Origin of the sequence: Robinsoniella sp. RHS (assembly GCF_001029355.1) — a bacterium.
Classification (GTDB): domain Bacteria; phylum Bacillota; class Clostridia; order Lachnospirales; family Lachnospiraceae; genus Robinsoniella; species Robinsoniella peoriensis.
The window spans coordinates 1-22,451 of sequence record NZ_JNGB01000037.1 but is presented as its reverse complement, the minus strand read 5'-3'; the positions used below and the strand labels follow the sequence as shown (position 1 = coordinate 22,451).

General features: G+C 41.8%; 16 protein-coding genes and 1 pseudogene. 13 read left to right on the top strand and 4 right to left on the bottom strand.

Features of this window, described 5'->3' with window-relative positions:
• Position 1: 1 nt before the first annotated feature.
• Positions 2-2,842, bottom strand: a complete 2,841-nt coding sequence (locus tag RHS_RS16665; protein WP_395022710.1) for a transglycosylase domain-containing protein — start codon at positions 2,840-2,842, stop codon at positions 2-4.
• Between the two features lie 288 nt (positions 2,843-3,130).
• On the opposite strand from RHS_RS16665, the gene RHS_RS16660 reads away from it, so the two are divergent.
• The 3 genes from RHS_RS16660 to RHS_RS16650 all read left to right on the top strand — a co-directional run bounded on the left by RHS_RS16660 (position 3,131) and on the right by RHS_RS16650 (position 5,177).
• A complete protein-coding gene (locus RHS_RS16660) occupies positions 3,131-3,781 on the top strand; it encodes a YigZ family protein (RefSeq protein ID WP_047833819.1) in 651 nt (216 codons plus the stop codon).
• A 108-nt stretch (positions 3,782-3,889) separates the two neighbouring features.
• Complete coding sequence (murI, locus tag RHS_RS16655) at positions 3,890-4,714, top strand: glutamate racemase (protein ID WP_027293263.1); 825 nt, start codon at positions 3,890-3,892, stop codon at positions 4,712-4,714.
• A 10-nt stretch (positions 4,715-4,724) separates the two neighbouring features.
• Positions 4,725-5,177 carry a DUF1934 domain-containing protein gene (locus RHS_RS16650; protein ID WP_027293264.1) on the top strand — a complete coding sequence of 151 codons (453 nt, stop codon included), beginning with the start codon at positions 4,725-4,727 and terminating at the stop codon, positions 5,175-5,177.
• Between the two features lie 73 nt (positions 5,178-5,250).
• On the opposite strand, the gene RHS_RS16645 is transcribed toward RHS_RS16650, so the two are convergent.
• Complete coding sequence (locus RHS_RS16645) at positions 5,251-5,733, bottom strand: hypothetical protein (protein ID WP_027293265.1); 483 nt, start codon at positions 5,731-5,733, stop codon at positions 5,251-5,253.
• 221 nt (positions 5,734-5,954) lie between these two features.
• Here RHS_RS16645 and RHS_RS16640 point away from each other — a divergent pair, with 221 nt between their 5' ends.
• On the top strand, positions 5,955-7,412 hold the full coding sequence (locus RHS_RS16640) for a polysaccharide deacetylase (protein ID WP_044293234.1): 1,458 nt from the start codon (positions 5,955-5,957) through the stop codon (positions 7,410-7,412).
• Positions 7,413-7,483: 71 nt separating this feature from the next.
• Positions 7,484-8,842 (top strand): trigger factor, encoded by a 1,359-nt coding sequence (tig, locus tag RHS_RS16635; RefSeq protein ID WP_395022706.1) that lies wholly within the window; start codon positions 7,484-7,486, stop codon positions 8,840-8,842.
• 84 nt (positions 8,843-8,926) lie between these two features.
• Here tig and RHS_RS16630 read toward each other — a convergent pair whose 3' ends face one another.
• Positions 8,927-9,928, bottom strand: coding sequence for an AraC family transcriptional regulator (locus tag RHS_RS16630; RefSeq protein WP_027293268.1), 1,002 nt, complete (start codon positions 9,926-9,928; stop codon positions 8,927-8,929).
• 257 nt (positions 9,929-10,185) lie between these two features.
• Between RHS_RS16630 and RHS_RS16625 the strand changes: the two genes are divergently transcribed.
• From RHS_RS16625 to RHS_RS16590, 8 genes are all read left to right on the top strand, one after another.
• Complete coding sequence (locus tag RHS_RS16625; protein WP_027293269.1) at positions 10,186-11,913, top strand: ABC transporter ATP-binding protein; 1,728 nt, start codon at positions 10,186-10,188, stop codon at positions 11,911-11,913.
• Positions 11,913-13,673, top strand: coding sequence for an ABC transporter ATP-binding protein (locus RHS_RS16620; RefSeq protein WP_047833817.1), 1,761 nt, complete (start codon positions 11,913-11,915; stop codon positions 13,671-13,673). Before RHS_RS16625 ends, RHS_RS16620 begins: the two co-directional genes overlap by 1 nt.
• A gap of 96 nt (positions 13,674-13,769) precedes the next feature.
• Positions 13,770-14,324, top strand: a complete 555-nt coding sequence (locus RHS_RS16615; protein WP_047833816.1) for a TetR/AcrR family transcriptional regulator C-terminal domain-containing protein — start codon at positions 13,770-13,772, stop codon at positions 14,322-14,324.
• Positions 14,325-14,496: 172 nt separating this feature from the next.
• Positions 14,497-16,230: an oleate hydratase gene (locus RHS_RS16610; protein WP_044293231.1), complete on the top strand. Its 1,734-nt coding sequence runs from the start codon at positions 14,497-14,499 to the stop codon at positions 16,228-16,230.
• Between the two features lie 486 nt (positions 16,231-16,716).
• Positions 16,717-18,438, top strand: coding sequence for a B12-binding domain-containing radical SAM protein (locus RHS_RS16605; protein ID WP_047833815.1), 1,722 nt, complete (start codon positions 16,717-16,719; stop codon positions 18,436-18,438).
• Between the two features lie 114 nt (positions 18,439-18,552).
• A complete protein-coding gene (nth, locus tag RHS_RS16600) occupies positions 18,553-19,206 on the top strand; it encodes an endonuclease III (protein WP_027293274.1) in 654 nt (217 codons plus the stop codon).
• A gap of 154 nt (positions 19,207-19,360) precedes the next feature.
• Positions 19,361-20,074 (top strand): DNA polymerase III subunit epsilon, encoded by a 714-nt coding sequence (locus tag RHS_RS16595; protein ID WP_047833823.1) that lies wholly within the window; start codon positions 19,361-19,363, stop codon positions 20,072-20,074.
• A gap of 129 nt (positions 20,075-20,203) precedes the next feature.
• A complete protein-coding gene (locus RHS_RS16590; RefSeq protein WP_052430666.1) occupies positions 20,204-21,871 on the top strand; it encodes a VanW family protein in 1,668 nt (555 codons plus the stop codon).
• Positions 21,872-22,216: 345 nt separating this feature from the next.
• Here the strand turns inward: RHS_RS16590 and RHS_RS16585 are convergent.
• Positions 22,217-22,451, bottom strand: a pseudogene (locus tag RHS_RS16585) (transposase); the annotation flags it as partial.

The following is a 22,451-nucleotide window of genomic DNA, read 5'->3' as shown; positions in this document are numbered from 1 at the left end:
TTTATTGCGGTGGAGCATCAATTACTCCGTCGCCATTGGTATTCCCCCCCGGATAGGAAGGCGGTGTGGTCTGGCCTCCGTTTCCCTGGTTTTGATCACCCGGAGGTGTAGTTCCATTGCCCGTACCGTTTCCTGTTCCTTCTCCATTGCCCTCACCGGTTGTATCATCCGGAGTGTTGGTTCCGGGGTACGATGGTTTATTGGCATCTTCCGGATTCTGTGGTTTGTTTTCTTCTCCGTCCGGTGAAGTCTCAGATTCTTTTTTGTTTTTATCTTTATCTCCTTTTAGCAGATCAGATAATTTGTCCAGTATGGTGTGTCCGCTGCAGGTGCCGCCTGGTGGTGCATAAGCAGAATCGTCGGTAGTTCCTTCGCTTCCGGTCGGTCTTTGAACGAAGACCTTGGTTACAGGTTCACAGGTGCTGGTTGCTTTCAGTCCGGTCTTAGAACAGATCTTGACAGCTACGTGTACATCACATTCAGCTACCGGCTGTGTACCTCTTACATAGTATTCAGTGTATACCTGAGAGCCTCTTGGATCTGCACTGCAGACACCCGGTATTGCAAGCTTGCCGGATTTTTTACAAACCGAAGCGGTTACAATATCCTCCGGCTGTTCAAATTCTTTTACAGGAAGATCCTGGTGAATCCTCTGCATAATAGCGTTCCAGAGTACCTTGCTGTAGGAGTGGTAAATATCTCCGTCAGGAAGGGCTACATTATTGTCATAGCCGCCCCAGATACCGCAGGTATAATAGGGTGTATAACCTTCAAACCAGATATCCTTTGTATCATCCGTGGTACCTGATTTGCCGGCTACCGGCATATCACCCAGATTAATGGTTCCATATGCAGTACCTTCCGGTTTTTTAATAACATCTTCCATGGCACTTGTCAGCAGGAACGCAGTGGATTGCTTAACTGCACTGGAGCTGACAGGCGTGGTGTTATCAATGACGATATTTCCGTTCAGATCCTCAATCTTAGAATAAAATTTCGGCTCGATATACTGGCCTTTATTAGCAATGGCGGCGTATGCACCCGTAAGTTCCAGATTCACAACACCGTCCCGTACACCACCCAAAGCCAATGGCTGGTTAGCATCCGTCAGGACATCTCCGTTACTATATACATCATGGTTATAAAGTGTTGTGATACCAAATTTCTCGGCATAATCTATACCGGTCTGAGGAGATATATCCGTCAGACATTTTACGGCTATGACGTTGATGGACTTGGTAATGGCGGAGCGGATCGTTTCTAAACCGCTGTATCCATAATCGCTGTCCCAGTTCCGGACTTCCGGCCCGTTGGTATAATTATAAGGTGCGTTATCATAAACGGTGGAAAGTGTCATGCCTGCACGGTCAATTGCAGGACCATACACGGTAATCGGCTTAAAAGTAGATCCCGGCTGTCTTCTGGTAGAAGTAGCACGGTTTAATGTCAGGCTGGCTTCCTTGTTACCACGTCCGCCTACGATGGCTTTTACATAGCCGGTACTCTGATCAATAATTACCACGGATGCCTGGGGCTGTGGAATCAGTGAGATACGTTCTGAGAGCACCGTATCGCCGGATTTCATAACAGCCTGCTTATACTGGGCAGCATAGGAATTCGCGGTATCGGAATCAGGAAACATCATATTAAAGGATGCATCCTGTGCTTCAAAATACACTCTCATACTCTCGCTGTCATAGAAAGATGCCTCTCCGTCAGCGGATTCCAGAGTCAAAGCATAGTCCAGGCCGATTAAAGTTCCGGATGGGAAATTAGCAGGATTCGCAAATTCTTCATCACAAATCTGCTGAATATTTTTGTCCTGGTTGGAAAATACTTTTAAACCGCCGGAATACAGAGCTTTATAAGCCTGATTCTGGGTGTAGCCTTTGATTTCCATCAGGTCGTCCATAGCCTGGTCGATCAAAGCATCTTCATAATAACTGTAGATTGATGTCTCGCCGGTTTCCACATCGGTTTCCTGGATTCTGGAATAGACATCATCATTCAGAGCTTCATCATATTGTGTCTGATCAATGTACCCCTGATCAAGCATATGGTTTAATACTTTAACACGTCTTTTTGCATTCTCTTCCGGATAAAGGATTGGATTGTAACCGGAAGGATTCTGGGTAATACCTGCGATAACAGTACTTTCAGAAAGGGTAAGCTCCGATACATCCTTGTTGAAGTAGCGATGAGCGGCAGCCTGAACGCCATACGCACCTGCTCCCAGGTTAATGGTATTCAGATAATCTTCCAAAATCTGATCTTTTGTAAGGCTTTTTTCCAGCTGCAGTGCCAGGTACTGCTCCTGGAATTTACGCTTGAATCGCTCCGCAAGGGAAGATTCGCTGACCCAGTCGGGAAATACATTGTTCTTTAAAAGCTGCTGGGTAATGGTACTGGCGCCTTCGGAAAAGTTCCCGCTGCTGACGCCTACAACAAACGCACGGATAATTCCGCGGACATCAATACCGTTATGTTCATAGAAACGTTCATCTTCTACTGCAACTACGGCGTGCTGCAGGTCAATGGGTATTTTATCAATAGTAACCGGAGTTCGGTTAGAATCCGATGCAGTCAGCTTCTGGATGGGATTTCCATCGGTATCATAAATGTAAGTTGCCGCCTGGGTAGGTGCTACGCTCATACCGGAAATATCAGGCGCATTTTTTATCAGTCCATTGATCAGACCAAACCCAATGCATGTCCCACCAACGATCAGGGCAACGAAACATATTAGCAATACTTTAACAAAAGTGAAGCCAATTTTTTTGCCCACCTTCGCAGAAGTCTGTTCTTTTTGTTTTTTGGAAATTTCTTTTTTTCCATAATTCATAGGCACGGCCTCCTTAATACTTGCAAACAGCGGAATTGGATCCATAGACTTACAGAAATTCCACTGGTCTATGTATTATAACAAATAAAGCAGATGAAATAAAGGGTGAAGTAACAAGTTCATTTTTTTTTAAGTACTTCATAAAATATATAGATTGTGAAAATGGGCTTCTTATCTTATAATGTACGCAAAGAGAAATTTGTATACATCCCCTTTTAGCTGAAATTTGTGAAAAAACGGACACAAATAAAAAAAGAGGGCGTTACATTAAGAAAAGGATGATCAGTTATGAAAAATCTGAAAATAGTCTATTTGGGCGGCGAGGGAGAAATCAGTGAAAAAAAGTCCCGGTTTATCGCCACGGTTCAGCCTGTCATCAATGAAGAAGAGGCATTGGAATTTATTGCGGAAATGAAAAAGAAATACTGGAATGCTTCACACAATTGTTTTGCATTCGTTCTAGGGGAAAATCAGGAAATACAAAGATGCAGCGATGATGGGGAACCCGGCGGAACTGCCGGCAAACCTATGCTGGATGTTTTGCTGGGAGAAGAAATCCACAATGCAGTTGTAGTTGTGACCAGATATTTTGGAGGCACGCTGTTAGGAACGGGAGGACTTGTACGGGCTTATTCAAAAGCGGTCCAGGAAGGACTGCGGGAAAGCATTGTCATTACGAAGCAGCATGGGTGGATTCTGGAGATTAAAACAGATTATAATGGTATCGGCAGGATACAGTATTTACTGGGGCAGAGAAAGATCGCTGTCCTGGATTCGGAATATACGGATATTGTAATAGTCAAAGCATTAGTTCCGGGTGATGAACTTCTGGATCTGAAAGGGGAAATTACCGAGGGAACAAACGGCAAAGCGAAATACTTAAGTGAAACAGAGGTTTATTTTGCATTTATTGATGGGAAACCTGAGATTTTTTCCTGAGAAAACGGCAGCTTGCAGGGGTCCCGGTAATTCAGCACTTGAATTATTTGATGATTGCTAGTAGAATAGTGGAAGAAAAGCTTTAAAAATCAGATTGAGGATATAATAATGAATAATATAAATCAGAAACCAATCGGCATATTTGACTCAGGAGTAGGAGGTTTGACCGTTGCCAGAGAGGTCATGCGCAACAGCCCTCAGGAGAGGATTGTCTATTTCGGCGATACTGCGCGGGTGCCTTATGGCAGTAAATCAAAAGATACCATTTTAAAATATTCCAGGCAGATCATACGTTTTCTGCAGACACAGGAAGTAAAGGCGATTGTGATTGCCTGCAATACGGCCAGTGCATTTGCTTTAGAAGAAGTGCAAAAAGAACTGGATATTCCAATTATCGGAGTAGTAAAGCCGGGAGCCATGGTGGCATGCGAGACAACCAGAAATGGAAAAATCGGGGTTATCGGAACCGAAGGTACGGTAAACAGTCATATGTATCTGGATTTTATCTGTGGACAGAATCCGGATATTCAGGTGATCGGAAAAGCCTGCCCGCTGTTTGTGCCTCTGGTAGAAGAGGGGCTGTTAAAAGATCCGGTAACCGTAGAGATAGCAAACCGCTATCTGTCAGAATTAAAAGAACAGGACATTGATACGCTGATCTTAGGCTGTACCCATTACCCGCTGATTCGGTCTACAATCGGAGCGATCATGGGAGATAAGGTAACACTTGTAAATCCTGCTTATGAAACAGCAAGGGGATTAAAAGAATTATTACAGAAAAAGGGAATCGCCAATACAGAAAGCTATGGGGAAGATGAGACACCTTACCAGTTTTTTGTAAGTGATGCGGCGGACAAATTCAAACAGTTTGCCAATTCTATTTTACCATATGATATTGAAACCACAAAACAAATCAATATAGAAGAATTTTAAGGTGAGTACGATGACGGGAGAAGTGTTAATAAGTATCAAAGGAATGCAGACACTGGAAACCAGCGGTGAAGATCCGGTGGAGGTTGTGACTGCCGCGAAGTATCTGCAGAAAGACGGAAAACATTATATCAGTTACGAAGAAGTTATGGAAGGCATGGATGGAAAGATCCAGAATCTGATTAAATTAAAAGAGGATGGTCTGGAAGTTACAAAACGGGGACTGACCAATGTACATATGGTGTTTGAGCAGAATAAAAAAAATATGACGTATTATGATACACCATTTGGAAATCTCCTGATTGGAATTTCAGCTACCAGTATCCATGTGGATACGTCGGATGACAATATTGATGTGAAAGTGGACTATGCCCTGGAAGTTAATTATGAACATCTGGCTGACTGCTGTATTAATATGAATATTAAATCCATGGACAACAAGAGCTTTCAGTTAATGGGAAACTAAGAATGTAATATATGAATAAAGAACCGGTCAGAATGAAATAATATATTCTGACCGGTTCTTAATATGTAGATGCTTATTTTTTCTTTTTATCTTTGTCCTTGGTTTTGTTTCCTGTAATTTTGCTTTTCGCCTTCTGGAACCAGTTTTGCTTTTTCTGTGGAACTTCCAAAGGACCGCGAACACCTTTGACTTCGGTAATGTAGATACCGCTTACTACGGCTTTAACTTCTTTCTTAATCGGAACTACATCGTAGATTTTAGCATCACATACAAGAGTCATGATCTTAGGGCCGACTTTCGCTTTTACGATCGGAAGCTTTGAACCACGCATAAGTCGCGGGGTCTGGTCAATTACCATCTGCGGAAGGCCGGACTCTTTTATTTTTAGCCGCTTTTTATCGATTATCAGCATGGATACCGTTTGCTTGGCTGCCTCCATCTGTTCTTGTTGAATGGCTTGTTTTTTCTGTGCTTTTCGTCCAAAGAAGTACAGGACGCCCAATAATACGACCAGAACTGCTAAAATAATCAGCAGAACAGTTAAAAAAGTTGACATAGGTTACCCTCCTGAATAAAGTAGAATCGGTAGAATCAAATATTTTTCACACCTTGTTACATTCTACCATTCTTTCCTTAAAAGTGCAATATTTCTTTATTTTTTCTTAAAAAACTATTTTGAGGTAGATTTTAGTGCGGAATATGCTATAATATAACAGATGCAGTCCGCATAAAATATGAGGACTGGTAGATTTAACAATACATTGAGGGAGGAAGAGAATGGAGACAAACGGAAAAGATAATCGGGCAGAAGCCAGAAAAGCAAAACGCAAAAAACAAGTGCTGATGGGGAAAATCATTATTGCAGTATTAGTTTTGGTTATTGCGGCGCTTTGTTTCTTTTTAATAAAGGGTGTACTTGACAAAAAAAATAATACGAACGGAACTTCATCATCGGGTAATAAGCAGACGGAAAGTCAGTCTGGAGCAAGTGAAAAGCAGGAATCAGAGACACAAAAAGTAACCGAAGCACCGCAGGAAGACCTGGTAGCAAAAGCGGACAGGCTTGCAGCAATGTATGACTATGATGCAGCGATCGAGCTTCTTAAGAGTTCAGCAGGTTATGCCAATGATACAGCCATGCAGTCTAAAGTATCCGGATACGAAGCAACCAAGGCAACCTGTGTGGAATATCCCCTGGAAGAGGTAACTCACGTATTTTACCATTCACTGGTTAAAGATACGAAGCGGGCTTTCGGACCTGGTGACCACACTTCAGGCGGAATCAACCAGGTTATGACAACAATTGAAGAGTTTAACAAAATTACACAGTCTATGTATGAAAAAGGCTATGTAATGGTAAAGCTTTCCGATATGGCTACGTTTGATGAAAACGGCAACCTCGTAAAAGGCAAGATTATGCTGCCGCCGGATAAAAAGCCATTTGTCCTTTCACAGGATGATGTGAGCTACTATCATTACCAGGAAGGCTATGGTATGGCTGATAAACTGGTTGTGGATGAAAATGGGGAAGTGAAAACTTCTTATACGGAAGACGATGGTTCGGTGACGATTGGTAACGATGACATGGTACCGTTAATTGATGAATTTGTTAAAGAGCATCCGGATTTTTCCTATCGCGGAGCAAAAGGAACACTGGCAATGACCGGATATAACGGTGTGTTTGGATATCGTACGGATATCGTGTACAAGACCAGAGATCCGGAAAGTTTAGATACAGATCAGAAAGTTTGGCTGGACAAACACCCTGATTTCAATTATGATCAGGATGTGGCAGATGCAACGAAAGTAGCGGATGCAATGAAAGCCAATGGCTGGACATTTGCAAGTCATACCTGGGGGCATCAGCCGGTAGGTACGATTAGTCTGGACAAGCTTAAAGTAGATACGCAGAAATGGCTGGACACTGTAGAACCGATTTTAGGACCTACAAACATTATTATCTTTGCCTTCGGCCAGGATATTGGTCCGGTAGAGGGATATACAGCCGAGAATACAGACGGCAAATTTGAGTATTTGAAGAGTGTTGGATTTGATATCTATTGTAATGTAGATTCATCCCAGTACTGGGTACAGTTTGGTGATAACTTCATGCGTCAGGGCAGAAGAAACCTGGATGGATACAGAATGTATTATAATCCGGAACTGGTAAGTGATTTATTTGATGCGAATTCCGTATTTGATAAGTCCAGACCTACACCTGTCCCGCAAATGTAGTTGTTTATATTAGCAAAGAAATGAAAGAGCCGGAAGTAAAGCGGCGTAAAATCAGAGAGGATATTTATTTTATGAAGAAAAAAATTGTAGTTGTATTATTATTAAGCCTGAGTGTTTTGGCAGCAGGCTGCTCTAGCGATAAGAAGACAGCAGATACGTCAACACAGGCTGCAACAGAGGCAGCATCCGCTACATCAGAAGCCGGAAGTGAGAAGGCATCTGAGACGAAAGAAGGTACAGAAAAGACCTCTGAGAATGCAACAGAAGCAACTTCTGAGACCCAGAAACAGACAGAGCGTGCGAAATATGAAGCTCTGGATTATGTAACACTGGGAGAGTATAAAGGCCTGGAAGTTACACTGGAGACAGAAGAAGTGACCGATGAAGAAATCAATGAGCAGATCAAAAGTACTGTTACACAGCAGAATAAGATGGAAGAAGTAAAAGACGGAACAGTTCAGGATGGCGATATTGTAAATATTGATTTTGAAGGTAAAGTTGACGGAGAAGCAGTAGAGGGAGCAACGGATAAAGGATATGAATTAACCATTGGTTCCAATGCTTTTATCGAAGGATTTGAAGAAGGATTAATCGGAGTTAAATCAGGAGAAAACAAAGATCTGAACCTGAAATTCCCGGATAGCTATCAAAAAGAAGAATTACAGGGTAAAGACGTTGTATTTAGTGTTACCGTTAATTCCATCAAGAGATTACCTGAAATAACAGATGAACTGGTAAAGCAGATTTCAGATGCTAAGACAGTAGATGAATACAAAGAGCAGGTGAAAGCAACCCTGATGCAGCAGAAGGCACAGAGTCAGAGAACAGCAGAAATAAATGACCTGATCTCTAAGGTTTACAGCAATTCCAAGATTAATGATTATCCGAAGGAATTAGTAGACCAGAATGTTCAGAGTATGAAGACATACTATGAATCCTACGCAAAACAGTCAGATCAGTCCTTAGAAGAGTTTCTTCAGGCTAATATGCAGATGTCCGAAGATGATTTCATGAAAAAGGCAGAAGAAACAGTAAAGCAGGGATTGGTTCAGGAAATGTTATTAAAAGCAATTGCTGAAAAAGAAAAAATCACGATCTCTGATCAGGAATACAAAGATGGACTTACAAAATACAGCAAAGATTATGGTTTTGAAAGCGAAGATGAATTCCTGAAACAGTATGGAAAAGATATCATTGAATTAAGCCTGATCCAGGATAAAGTAGTTGAATTTCTGTTAGAAAATGCAAAAGTAACAAATGAAGAAGCAAGGGTAACCGAAGCTGCTACAGAAAAAACTACAGAGAAAGAAACTGGAAAAGAAGGATCAACGGAAGAAACCACGGAAGCAGGTTCAGATAAAACAACAGAAAAGACTTCTGACAAAGCAACAGAGAAGACAACCGAAAAAACAACAGAAAAATCAGAGTAGTCTGATTCCTGATAAAAATAAGCAGTCCCGAATAACGGGCTGCTTATTTTTATTGCGGAGAACATTAAAAAGTTGTTGTACTGATTAACGGCGGTGTTTCATCCGGTATTCTTTTGGGGAACAGCCATAGCCTTCTTTGAATTTCTTATAAAAAAAGCTGACATTTTCGTAACCTACCTGATTAGCGATGACACTTACCGGAGTATTCGTATTCGCAAGTAGTTTCTCGGAACTTTTAAAACGCTGCATCTGCACCAGTTCTTTGTAGGAGTACCCGGTATTTTGCTTGAGCAGGGTAGTCAGATAATTGGCATTTAAATTAAAAAAGGCAGCAGTAGATTCCAGGGTACAGGTTCTGAAGTTTCCTTCTATGTATCGAAGTATGGGGATCACAGTCCCTTTCAGTCCTTTTCGTTCACATTTACCAAGATCGTTTTCATATACGTTGATCAATTCTGAAAGGATGAGATTGAAAAGACTCTTGAGCATATCGGTAGAATTCAGTGACGGGTCATAGCATTCACAAAGAAATTCCCGGAAAAATATAGGAATGCGCCTGCTGTTTTGGGATTGAAATATAATATAGTGTATATCACTTGTATTTTCAACGATTGTATTAATGAAAAATTGAGAAAGAATGCTTCCTTTTGCAAGTCTGCTGAAAAAATTCATATTCAGATAATTTTTGTCGATAAGGAGGCTGATCATGATATCATTTTCACCGATCTTCCCCACGGAATGAGGGGTGTCTGAGTCTATGAAGATCACCTGATTTTCTTCTAAAATATGTGTTTCTTCGTTTATGATCTGGGCACAGGATCCGGAATACATATAATTAATTTCCACCCATTTATGTATGTGCAGGGGACAGGCCTGAAACCTGGAATGCTTACGCACAAAAAGACTGTTGGGAATAGCACAGATGTCATTTTCGCGGCTTCGGTTAATAAATATTTTATATATAGTTTTACCGTTCCGGATTTCCGTTGGGAAATGTGACCAGAAATGGCTTCGGATTCCCTGACGGTACTCTTGTTCTTTTTTTGTTAAATTTCGAAGATTAGCATCTAATGATGATAAATTCATTGTTCACTCCTGATTTCTCTTTGTAGGTTTTCTAAGAATAATAATTGCTAATTTAATTATAAGTGTCCGTATACGGACTGTCAATGACAAAAAACTGAAGTTTGGACAGTAAAGGAATGAATTTTTGGTAAAATGTATGGGTGTTTTGCTTACTTTATAAGTTACCCCTATAGTTACCCAAAACTACCTATACAGATTTCTGAAATCGTTGTATAATTGAATATAATTTTTAAATGAAGGAGATATGGAGTACACCAATGCGTAAACTAATAAAATATCTGAAGGGCTATGAAAAGGAAAGTATTATAGGGCCACTATTTAAGCTTCTGGAAGCGTGCTTTGAACTTCTGGTACCGCTGGTAATGGCGAGGATTATTGACATTGGAATTAAGAATGCAGACCTTCCATACATATTAAAAATGGGAGCGGTTCTGATTGGCTTTGGCATTTTGGGACTGACCTGTTCCCTGACAGCCCAGTATTTTGCGGCAAAAGCAGCTACAGGGTTTGGTACGGAGCTTCGAAAGGATTTGTTTGCCCATATTAATGGTTTGTCTTATACCGAACTGGATACCATAGGAACATCTACACTGGTAACCAGAATCACCAGTGACATCAATCAGGCACAGGCAGGTGTAAACCTGGTATTGCGGCTTTTTCTAAGATCCCCGTTTATTGTTCTGGGGGCTGTTATCATGGCATTTACCATCAATGTGAAATTGGCGTGGATATTTGTTGTTCTGGTACCTGTTTTGTCAGCTGTAATCTATGGAATTATGATGATCAGCATTCCCATTTACAAAAAGGTTCAGAACAAGCTGGATAAAGTACTGCTGATTACCCGTGAAAATCTTACCGGTGCGAGAGTTATCCGGGCATTCTCCAGACAGCAGGAAGAGATGGAAGACTTTGACCGGGAAAGCAGGCAGTTGATGGGAATTCAGCTGCGGGTAGGAAGAATTTCGGCGCTGTTAAATCCAATTACTTATGTAATCGTAAATGCTGCAATTATTATTGTGCTCTGGTTTGGCGGAAAAACTGTTTACAACGGGATCATTACCCAGGGAGAACTCATAGCACTGATTAATTATATGTCACAGATTCTACTGGCGCTTGTGGCGCTGGCTAGTCTCATTATTTCATTTACGAAAGCTTCTGCATCTGCAATCAGAATCAATGATGTATTTGAACAGAGATCTGATATGCAAGAAGGTGACCAGCCGGTTCAGCCAGAAAAAGGCGCTCCCAAAGTTTCCTTTGATAAAGTGTGTTTTGCCTATAAAGGAAATAAGGATTCTCTGACAAACCTGTCTTTTGAAGCAGCAAGTGGACAAACCATTGGAATCATCGGAGGTACAGGCTCCGGAAAAAGTACCCTGGTTAATCTGATTCCCCGTTTCTATGATGTAAGAGAAGGGGCAGTCAGGATGGATGGCATAAATGTTAAGGATTATCCTTTTGGGCAGCTTCGCAGAAAAGTAGGCGTAGTTCCGCAAAATGCAGTTTTATTTGCAGGGTCGATCCGTGAAAATATGAAATGGGGCAAAAAAGAAGCAACTGATGAAGAAATTTATCGTGCACTTGAGATTGCCCAGGCCAGGGAATTTATTGACGGAAAGCCGGAAGGCTTGGATACAAAGATTATGCAGGGCGGCAAGAATTTATCCGGAGGACAGCGCCAGAGGCTTACCATTGCCAGAGCGCTGGTTGGACAGCCGGAAGTGCTGATTTTGGACGACAGTGCATCGGCGCTGGATTTTGCAACTGATGCAAAGCTAAGAAGGGCGATTACTGAAAAAACAAAGGGAATGACCGTTTTTATCGTATCGCAGAGAGCTACGACAATACGGAATGCAGATCAGATTATCGTATTGGATGATGGCGGACTGGCTGGAATCGGCACGCATCAGGAATTGTTTGAAACGTGTGAAGTTTATAAAGAAATCTGTTTGTCACAGCTTTCGGAAAAGGAGCTGCGTGGATAATGAAAAAGCAGGGAAATAACAGAGAAACAGAAAAAAGAATATTGAGATTAATTAAACCTTACGGACACCTTCTCATTATGTCCTTGATCTTTGCGGTGGTCAGTGTAGTATTGACGCTTTATGCACCGGTAATTACAGGGCAGGGAATCGATCTTACTATTGATAAAGGACAGGTTGATTTTGCTGCTTTAATGCCTTTGCTGGTGAGGTTTGGGATCGTTGTGGGAATCACAGCACTTGCCCAGTGGCTGATGAATCTGTGCAACAATAAAATAACTTATCATGTAGTAAAAGATATCCGAACAGAGGCATTTGAGCATTTGGAAATTTTACCTCTTCGATATATAGACAGCAATCAGTATGGTGAAGTGATTAGTAAGGTCATTACCGATGTGGATCAGTTTTCGGATGGCTTACTATTAGGATTTTCACAGTTATTTACAGGAGTCATAACGATCCTGGGTACGCTTTTATTTATGCTGAGTGTTAACTTTAAAATAACCCTGGTGGTCGTCCTGATTACGCCGCTGTCTTTATTTGTGGCAAGCTTTATCGCCAGAAGGACATTTTCTATGTTTAAACTGCAGTCGGAAACCCGAGGTGAGATGACTTCGCTGGTAGAAGAAATGGTTGGAAACCAAAAGATTGTGAAGGCATTTTCCCATGAAGAAGAGGCAGAAGAGAAGTTCCGGGTTATTAATGAAGATCTCAGGAAATGCAGTCTGAGAGCAATCTTCTTTTCTTCCATTACAAATCCGGCAACCAGATTTGTAAACGGTTTGGTTTATGCAGGCGTCGGCATTGTAGGTGCTATTTCTGCTATTCGGGGAGTGATCAGCGTAGGGCAGCTGTCTTGTTTCTTAAGCTATGCCAATCAGTATACAAAGCCATTTAATGAAATTTCAGGAGTGGTAACGGAATTACAAAACGCATTGGCGTCAGCTACCAGGGTTTTTGCACTGATCGATGAAGAGCCTCAGACTCCCGATACTTCGGATGCTTTAGAACTAAAGCCGGAGATGGTGAATGGAAATGTGAAATTGAAAAATGTTCAATTTTCTTATAACCCGGAAGTATCCCTGATACAAGGATTGAACCTGGATGTCAAATCCGGACAGCGTATAGCAATTGTTGGGCCTACCGGATGCGGCAAGACAACGATTATTAATCTTTTAATGAGATTTTACGATGTAGACAGTGGGGAGATCTCGGTAAGCGGCCATCCGGTCAGAACGCTGACGAGAGACAGTCTGAGAACAAATTATGGAATGGTTTTACAGGAAACCTGGTTAAAATCTGGCACGATTGCAGACAATATAGCATATGGGAAACCGGACGCATCCAGGGAGGAAATAATGGAAGCGGCAAAATCAGCGCATGCCCATAGTTTTATCAAGAGAATGCCGGATGGTTATGATACGGTCATATCAGAAGCCGGAGGAAATCTGTCCCAGGGACAGAAACAGCTGCTCTGCATTGCCAGAGTGATGCTCTGTCTTCCCCCGATGCTCATACTGGATGAAGCAACGTCTTCTATTGATACCAGGACGGAGATCAAGATACAGAAAGCATTTGAAAAAATGATGCAGGGAAGAACCAGCTTTATTGTAGCGCACCGTCTATCTACTATTAGAGAGGCAGATATTATACTGGTAATGAAGGATGGGGCAATTATAGAACAGGGAAATCATGAGTCGCTGCTGGGAAATAATGGATTTTATGCGGACTTGTATAACAGCCAGTTTCAGCAGAATGCTTAGAGCGTGTCTTGAAATTGTTTTCTGGCAGCTGCAGGCAGCAATATGCAGAAGCTACAGAATCGGATGTAGCTTCCGGTAAGTTGGGAGGTGCGTTATATGGAATCAAATGCGAAAGCGGATATGGGCCAGGCATTAAAACAGCTTGCGAGGAAAAAGCCTTTTGATAAGATATCCGTATCGGATATTACCGCAGTGAGCGGCTATAACAGACAGACTTTCTACTATCATTTTCAGGATAAGTACGAACTTCTGAACTGGGTATACTATCAGGATATTTTTGCAGACCTGGTAAAAGGAATTGACTTTGATAACTGGGACGGACATTTGTGTAAGATGCTGATCAGGATAAGAGCGGAAAGTTATTTCTACCAAAATACCATCCGTTATGCACAGGATAACTTTCAGGAACATCTATTTCACGTAACAACAGAACTTTTCGGGGAAGCAATCGAAGCACTTGATACGAAACAGAGACTTTCCAAAGCGGATAAGAAATTCTATGCGGGATTTTTTGCCCACGGAGCCTGCGGGTCTGTGATTGACTGGATGAAACGTGGCATGAAAGAAGAACCGGAAGTATTTGTGAAGTTTATGAAGGGGCTTGTTCTGAGCAGTGAAAAAGCTGCTTATGATAGATACAGCAGTAATTAAATCGTTTTAAATTCCGTTACTGACCATAACCGGAGATTTAGACAGGCAGTTCAAAGTGTCTAGTTACATTTTGAATTGCCTGTTTTATAATTTAGCCATAAGGGAACAATAAAAGAAAAAGAGAAAACAAAGTAAATTCAAACTGGCAAAACAAAGAAATGAGGTAATGATTATGGCTAAGAAAACATGGAAAAAATTAGTGAAAACAGGCGTTATCATAGGAGGTGCAGCAGTAGCAGCAACCGCTTATAAGAAATCCAGAGATCAAAAAGAAGAGAACAAACAGCAGGAAGACTATGAATATGATTTTAATGAAGAAATAGACCATGGTGATAAACAGATTCACTTTGTAGGCGGCGGGCTGGCTTCTATGGCAGGGGCAGCTTATGCAATCAGAGACGGACATTTTAAGGGTGAGAACATCCATATCTACGAAGGAATGCACATTCTTGGAGGCAGTAACGACGGAATCGGTACACCGGCAGGAGGATTTGTATGCCGTGGCGGACGTATGTTAAATGAAGAAACTTATGAAAATTTCTGGGAATTATTTAAAAGTATTCCATCTCTGGAGTATCCGGGGAAGAGTGTAACCGAAGAGATTTTAAGCTTTGACCATGCGCATCCGACCCATGCTAAGGCACGTCTTATCGATAAAGACGGTGTAATTCAGGATGTTAAGAGTATGGGATTTAACAATGACGACCGTATGACTCTTGGAAAATTAATGATCACTCCGGAAAGTGAACTGGATGACATGACCATTCTGGAGTGGTTCAAAGACACGCCGCATTTCTTCGAAACGAATTTCTGGTATATGTGGCAGACGACATTTGCATTCCAGAAATGGTCCAGCTTATTTGAATTCAAACGCTATATGGAAAGAATGATTTTTGAATTCCCAAGAATTGAGACATTGGAAGGTGTGACCAGGACTCAGTTTAACCAGTATGATTCTGTTATCCTGCCGATTCGCTCCTATCTGGAAGCACATGGTGTGGATTTTGTAACCAATGCAACCGTAACGGATATTGATTTTGCAGAAGGGTATTCTATCACGGCTACTGCAATGCACATTTTGAAAGACGGAGAGGAAAGTATCGTAACCTTAAAAGAAGGCGATCTGTGTATTATGACAAACGGTTGTATGACGGATTGTGCAACACTTGGTGATTTCAATACTCCGGCAGAATATAAACCGGAGAATCCGATTTCCGGTGAACTGTGGAAGAAAGTGGCTGCAAAAAAGGATGGTCTTGGAAATCCGGCACCATTCTTCACAAAACCGGAAGAGACTAACTGGGAAAGCTTTACGGTTACCTGTAAAGGCAATAAGCTGTTAAAGATGATTGAAAAATTCTCAACCAATATACCCGGAAGCGGTGCGCTGATGACCTTTAAGGATTCCAACTGGTTAATGAGTATTGTCGTAGCAGCACAACCTCATTTCAAAAACCAGCCGGCCGACCAGACTATTTTCTGGGGATACGGACTGTATACGGATAAAGTTGGGGATTATGTACCAAAGGCAATGAGAGATTGTACAGGCGAAGAGTTATTGACCGAGCTGCTTCATCATCTGCATTTTGAAGATAAGATTGATGAGATTATGGAAGACGTTATAAATGTAATCCCATGTATGATGCCATATATTGATTCACAGTTCGAACCAAGAAAAATGACAGACAGACCAAAAGTAGTGCCTGGCAATTCCACTAATTTTGCTATGATCAGTCAGTTCGTTGAAATTCCGGAAGATATGGTATTTACAGAGGAATATTCGGTGAGGGCTGCAAGAACTGCAATCTATAAACTGCTGCGGATCAATAAGAAAATCTGTCCGGTTACACAGTATAAGAAGAACCCTAAGGTGTTGGCTGTGGCATTGAAGACGGCTTATAGATAAACTTTTGCTTTTGGGTTTTGTTGAGTAAGGGACGCTTAATGGAAATGCAGGGAGCGATGGCAATATTTGCAGTAAACCTCAAACGAATCATGAAAGTGATGGGGGAAAAATAAAGGAATCCCTGGGTCAGAATAAGGAATCATCCATAGAAAATACACACAAATCCACCAGAAAAATTTAAGGCTGGTGGATTTTGTGTTTTATTAATCAGGAAGGATTTAAAAACCTATGTTTCCCACTCCCATCTTTCCGTACATTACCCAACATAAAGAGTCCCCTTTTCGCATCTCCCCTCTCAAAAAGTAAATTTGCACCCGCATAAATACTCATTTTTTGTCGTTTCTTCCAGTTGAAAATCCATATGAGTATGTTATACTAAAAAGGTATGAATAAATCTCAGGAGATAAAGTGTGAAAGAAAAGCGCTTTCAAACTACTTATTAAGACAGTATCACAGGCAGGCCTGCGATATGCAGGAGGTATAACTATGAAGTTACTTTTAGCTGCAATCAATGCGAAATACATTCACTCTAATCTGGCTGTTTACAGTCTGCGGGCTTTTGCAAGGGAGTTTGAGGAGCATATTGAAATTGCAGAATATACAATAAATCATTATACGGACGATATTCTTCAGGATATTTATAAGAAAAAACCGGATGTTATCGCTTTTTCCTGCTATATCTGGAATCTGGAATATGTGAAGATTTTAATGGAAGACCTGGCAAAAATTCTGCCGGATACCAGGATTTGGGCAGGGGGGCCGGAAGTTTCTTTTGATGCGGTAACGTTTCTGGAAGCATATCCCCAGGTGAGCGGTGTTATGATTGGGGAAGGGGAGCAGACCTTTTACGACTTGACAGCGTATTATGTGCGGGGCGGTGAGCTTGAGCAGATTAAGGGGATTGCATACCGTAATAAGCAGAATAAGATTATTCAAAATCCGTCCAACCCGATTCTGGATATGGATACTTTGCCGTTTATGTACGGTGACATGAAGGATTTTGCCAATAAGATCGTTTACTATGAAAGCAGCAGAGGCTGCCCTTTTTCCTGCAGCTACTGTCTTTCTTCCATAGATAAGAAGCTGCGGTTTCGAAGCCTTTCCCTGATAGAGAAGGAACTGCAGTTTTTTCTGGATCATAAGGTACCCCAGGTTAAATTTGTGGATCGTACTTTTAACTGCAACCACAGACATGCCCAGGGTATATGGAATTATATCCGGGAGCACGACAATGGAATTACAAATTTTCATTTTGAAATCGCAGCAGATTTATTAAATGAAGAAGAGCTGCAGCTGCTTGGAACTCTGCGCCCTGGCCTGGTACAGCTGGAGATCGGCGTACAGTCTACGAATATGGAAACGATACAGGAAATCGACCGTGTCATGGATTTTGAAGCTTTAAAGCAAATCGTGGGGAGAATCCGCAGGGGGAAAAATATTCATCAGCATCTGGATCTGATAGCCGGGCTGCCCTATGAAAATTATGATAGTTTTGTTCGGTCTTTTAATGATGTCTACGCACTGAAACCGGATCAGTTCCAGCTTGGATTTTTGAAGGTATTAAAGGGATCGAAAATGCATCTGAATGCCGAACAGTATGGTATCTCTTATAAGACACGCCCTCAGTATGAAGTGCTGAGTACAAGATGGCTTTCTTACGAAGAAGTACTAAAGCTGAAGGCAGTGGAAGAGATGGTAGAGGTCTATTATAACAGCCTTCAGTTTGCGAACACGGTTCAATTTCTGGAAAGGGCGTTTGGCTCCGCCTATGAAATGTTTGAGCAGCTGGCATTATTTTATGACCGAAACGGACTGGGAGGACAGAAACATTCCCGCATGGCTAGGATTGAGCATCTAAGAAATTTTGCCAGAGAACAGGATGAAAAAAATGCCGGGCTATATGATGAATTGCTTTTGCTTGATCTGTATCTGCGGGAAAACAGTAAGAGCAGACCTTCCTGGGCAGATGATCCGGGAGACTATAAAGAGCGTATTTACGAATTTTATAAAAAGGAAGCAGAGAATCCCTCTTATTTAAAGGGATATGATGGATATAATTATAAGCAGTTATCGAAGATGACACATTTTGAAGTGTTTCATTATCATGTGCTGGATCAGTTGCAGGAGGGGTGCTTTGGGGTGGTATTTGATTACCGCAGCAGAAATCCATTGAGTGATGACGCATCTGTTTCTGTAATTGATTTTTGAACCAATAAGATGAAATGCTGTATCAGATAGGAGTAAGTTTGAAAGAAAAGCGCTTTCAAACTACTTATTAAGGCAGTATCGCAGGCAGGCCTGCGATATGCAGGAGGTATAACAATGACAAAAAGGACAAAAGCCATCCTGGATAAACTGGATGAAGTATACACAAGAGAGTATAAATGTTATCTGGACCATGAAACACCGTGGCAGCTGTTGATTGCAACCATGCTCAGTGCCCAGTGTACGGATGCCAGAGTTAATATAGTGACTAAAGAATTATTTAAAAAATATGATACCGTGGAAAAGTTCGCCAATGCGGACTTAAAAGAATTAGAGCAGGATATTAAGCCAACCGGTTTTTACCATAACAAAGCGAAAAATATCATATCCTGTACCAATACGCTGATGGAAAAATACAATGGAGAGGTGCCGGATTCTCTGGAAGACCTGACAGCTCTGGCTGGAGTTGGAAGGAAAACGGCAAACGTAATCAGGGGAAATATCTTTAACCAGCCTAGTATTGTAGTGGATACCCATGTAAAGCGTATATCCAAAAGGCTGGGGCTTACAAAGGAAGATGACCCGGAAAAGGTAGAATTTGAGCTGATGAAAGTCCTCCCCAAGGATCACTGGATACTTTATAATATACAGATTATTACATTTGGAAGGCAGATCTGTTTTGCAAGAGGCCCAAAATGTGAAGAGTGTTTTCTGACGGATTATTGTCTGGAATACAAAGAAAAGAACAAAAAGAAAAAAATAAAGAAGTAATATACAGCATACCGGAGTGTGCGTGAAAATGCTCCGGTATGCAGGAGTATAAGTTGAAAGAAAATTGAAATCATAGAAAGGAAGCCACGATCTTTCAACCTGTTTTATTGTGGCAGTATTGCAGGCAAGACTGCAATATGCAATGGGACTAAAGATGAGTGAAAATTATGTTGCGCTGGATCTGGAAACTACCGGATTAAATCCTAACCGGGACAGAATATTGGAAATCGGCGCTGTGAAGGTAATAGGTGGGGAAGTTACGGATACATATGAAACGTTTGTGGATTGTCAGATGCGTATTCCGGAGAAAATAACAGCATTAACGGGAATTGATGATTCTATGATGAAAGGCGCAGAGTGTACGGAGACAGCAGTAAGGACTCTGGTGGACTTTTGTGAGGGATTGCCGCTGCTGGGGCACAATGTGATATTTGATTACCGTTTCATCAAACGTCAGGCGGTTAATTATAAATTGTCATTTGAGAAAAAAGGAATTGATACCCTGAAGATTGCAAGGCAGTGTCTGGACGATGTACCGAGCAAAAGCCTCACTTCTCTGTGCTGCCACTTTGGGATTGGGCAGGAGCGGCATCACCGTGCTTTGGATGATGCGATTTCATCAAGTGAGCTGTATAAGCTGCTGGCAGGTGAGTATGCCAGGGCGATTCCCAGGGCATTTGTGCCTCAGGAACTGATATTTCAGGTAAAAAAACAGAATCCGATTACAAATTCTCAAAAAGTTTACTTGATAGATTTGGTAAAATATCATAAAATAGAACTGGACGTCACAATCGAGAGCATGACCAGAAATGACGCCTCTAGATTGATAGATAAAATAATACTAGAATATGGAAGGATTAAGAGGTGATTTCCTATGATGAATTTTCACAATAATAAGACAAAGCGTATTATTGCAGCAGCTATTATTGTAGTCATTGTGTTGGCTATGGTGGTACCTATGGTTTTGGAATTATTTATTTAAGAAGGGGAAATGAAGATGAATAAGTGGAATAAGGTGGTTTTGCCGGCTGTAGTTCTGACAGCGGTATTGGCAGCCGGGGGTAGTATCCTGTCCGCCAATGCGGAACAGTCCGACGGAACGATTAACAAAGGCGTGTATATTGGTGATGTTGACGTATCCGGAATGACAAAGGATCAGGCAGAAGAAGCAGTAAAAGGAGAAGTTGCAAAAATGGAATCGGCTTCTATTACGCTTCAGGTAGGCACAGATACGGCAACGGCAACAGCAGGGGAGCTGGGAGCTAAATGGGCGAATACAGATGTGGTGGAACAGGCATTAGAACTGGGAAAAGCCGGTAATCTGATTAAGCGTTATAAAGAAAATAAAGATTTGCAGCATGAGCCTGCAAAATTTGAACTGGAATATACTGCGGATGCTTCTACTGCCCGCAATTATGTAGAGACAAAATGCAAAGTATTTGAAAAAGAAGCGCAGGAGGGCAGCCTTACCAGAGAAAATGGCGAGTTTGAGGTTGTACCCGGTGTCATCGGACAGAAAATCAACGTTGAAGATTCGGTATATGCAATTACCAATTATATGAACAGTGATTTTAAGGGAGAATCGGGAACGGTTACACTTTCCGTGAATCAGGATAAGCCTAAATTTTCAGATGAAGAATTGTCAAAGGTAGAAGATGTTCTGGGAACTTATACTACATACTATGGTTCTACCACAGGAAGAAACCAGAATGTAGAAAGAGGAGCGGAACTGCTGAACGGACATTTGCTTTATCCGGGAGAAAGCTTCTCTGTTACAGATGCAGTGGTACCGTTTAATGCTGAAAATGGATATGAGATGGCACCTTCTTATGAGAGCGGCAGAGTAGTAGACAGCTATGGCGGAGGTATCTGCCAGGTTTCCACTACGTTATACAATGCATTGCTGCTGGCGGAGTTGGATGTAACGGAAAGATCGAATCACACAATGATTGTTACTTATGTAGAACCGTCCATGGATGCAGCTATTGCAGAAGGATTGATGGATCTTGTATTTGTAAACAATACGGATGCACCGATCTATCTGGCAGGATCGGCATATGGCGGCGAACTTACTTTTACGATTTACGGTCATGAGACAAGACCTGCTGACCGGGTGCTGGAATATGTAAGTGAGACAGTGAAAACTTTTAGTGCAGAAGGAGTTGCACTGTATGCCAATCCAAATCAGAATGTCGGATACCTGCAGCAGACCCAGAGTGCACTTACCGGTAAGGAAGCAAAACTTTGGAAGTATGTTACGGAAAACGGAGAAACTACCAAGACACAGGTAAACTCCAGTTACTATCAGGCAGCCCCGTTAGGTTATGAAGTTGGTACAGCTACGGCGGACCCGAATCAGGCAGCAGCGATCAGCAATGCGATTGCCGCAAATGATTTAAATGCGGTTCAGGCAGCGATCAGCGGCGCGGCGTCCACGCCTCAGACACAGCCGGCCAGTGAGCCCCAGACACCATCTACGGATCCGAATCAGACACCTACAACGGATGCACCTCAGACAGAGCCAAACCAGACGCCTTCCGACCCGCAGACACCTCCGGATCCGAATCAGCCGCCTGTAACGGAGGCGCCCCAGCCGGATGCAAATGGACAGCCGCCGATTGAGGCACCAACAGATCCAAATACGGCGAATGGAGCAGCACAGTAAAGACGAGAAGATCAATGATGGGAAGATCAATTACGGGAAGATAAAAGCAGCTTGACAGCAGGCGTAATAAGATAAAAGCAGAAGAAAAGAAATCATATGAAGAAATAATCGGCAGCTACATATTTGTGGCTGCCGATTTTGCCGGTTTATGCCGGAATGATTACGCTATGACCAGAAATGATATACCGGTGATGACTGTGGGACTATATGGCGGCTAACAGTTGCAATTGCACTTAAGTTGTATTAAAATCCTGTCTTTGACAGTTGAATACGTAAAGAACGGCTGTATCCCCTTGTTTTATGAGGGATGCAGCCGTTTTACTGCGTGTCACAGACTATAGTAATTTATTCTCTGCCCTTGCTTTTTTTCTGGATAGTTTTCATCTGACTTTTTGTGATGAATTGATAATCCGTGCGGAAATTACAGGCATTATGAAGGTCATCCGTGATCTTTTGACGCTTGTACAGGGGCATAAATCCCTGCTCTTGGATTTCAGCAAAGTTCATTGCTTTTAATGTTTCTAAAATTGTTTCGCAAGTGTACTTATTATCCATTTTCCTCTCAAGTAAGCGATAAAAG

What these genes read in the sequence shown, in the direction of transcription:
- RHS_RS16615 (WP_047833816.1), top strand. Translation starts at nt 13,770, where the DNA reads ATGGAATCAAATGCGAAAGCGGATATGGGCCAGGCATTAAAACAGCTT.
- RHS_RS16610 (WP_044293231.1), top strand. Translation starts at nt 14,497, where the DNA reads ATGGCTAAGAAAACATGGAAAAAATTAGTGAAAACAGGCGTTATCATA.
- RHS_RS16595 (WP_047833823.1), top strand. Translation starts at nt 19,361, where the DNA reads ATGAGTGAAAATTATGTTGCGCTGGATCTGGAAACTACCGGATTAAAT.
- RHS_RS16660 (WP_047833819.1), top strand. Translation starts at nt 3,131, where the DNA reads ATGAAAAATCTGAAAATAGTCTATTTGGGCGGCGAGGGAGAAATCAGT.
- RHS_RS16630 (WP_027293268.1), bottom strand. Translation starts at nt 9,928, where the DNA reads ATGAATTTATCATCATTAGATGCTAATCTTCGAAATTTAACAAAAAAA.
- RHS_RS16625 (WP_027293269.1), top strand. Translation starts at nt 10,186, where the DNA reads ATGCGTAAACTAATAAAATATCTGAAGGGCTATGAAAAGGAAAGTATT.
- RHS_RS16590 (WP_052430666.1), top strand. Translation starts at nt 20,204, where the DNA reads ATGAATAAGTGGAATAAGGTGGTTTTGCCGGCTGTAGTTCTGACAGCG.
- RHS_RS16645 (WP_027293265.1), bottom strand. Translation starts at nt 5,733, where the DNA reads ATGTCAACTTTTTTAACTGTTCTGCTGATTATTTTAGCAGTTCTGGTC.
- RHS_RS16605 (WP_047833815.1), top strand. Translation starts at nt 16,717, where the DNA reads ATGAAGTTACTTTTAGCTGCAATCAATGCGAAATACATTCACTCTAAT.
- RHS_RS16620 (WP_047833817.1), top strand. Translation starts at nt 11,913, where the DNA reads ATGAAAAAGCAGGGAAATAACAGAGAAACAGAAAAAAGAATATTGAGA.
- RHS_RS16640 (WP_044293234.1), top strand. Translation starts at nt 5,955, where the DNA reads ATGGAGACAAACGGAAAAGATAATCGGGCAGAAGCCAGAAAAGCAAAA.
- murI (WP_027293263.1), top strand. Translation starts at nt 3,890, where the DNA reads ATGAATAATATAAATCAGAAACCAATCGGCATATTTGACTCAGGAGTA.
- RHS_RS16665 (WP_395022710.1), bottom strand. Translation starts at nt 2,842, where the DNA reads ATGAATTATGGAAAAAAAGAAATTTCCAAAAAACAAAAAGAACAGACT.
- tig (WP_395022706.1), top strand. Translation starts at nt 7,484, where the DNA reads ATGAAGAAAAAAATTGTAGTTGTATTATTATTAAGCCTGAGTGTTTTG.
- RHS_RS16650 (WP_027293264.1), top strand. Translation starts at nt 4,725, where the DNA reads ATGACGGGAGAAGTGTTAATAAGTATCAAAGGAATGCAGACACTGGAA.
- nth (WP_027293274.1), top strand. Translation starts at nt 18,553, where the DNA reads ATGACAAAAAGGACAAAAGCCATCCTGGATAAACTGGATGAAGTATAC.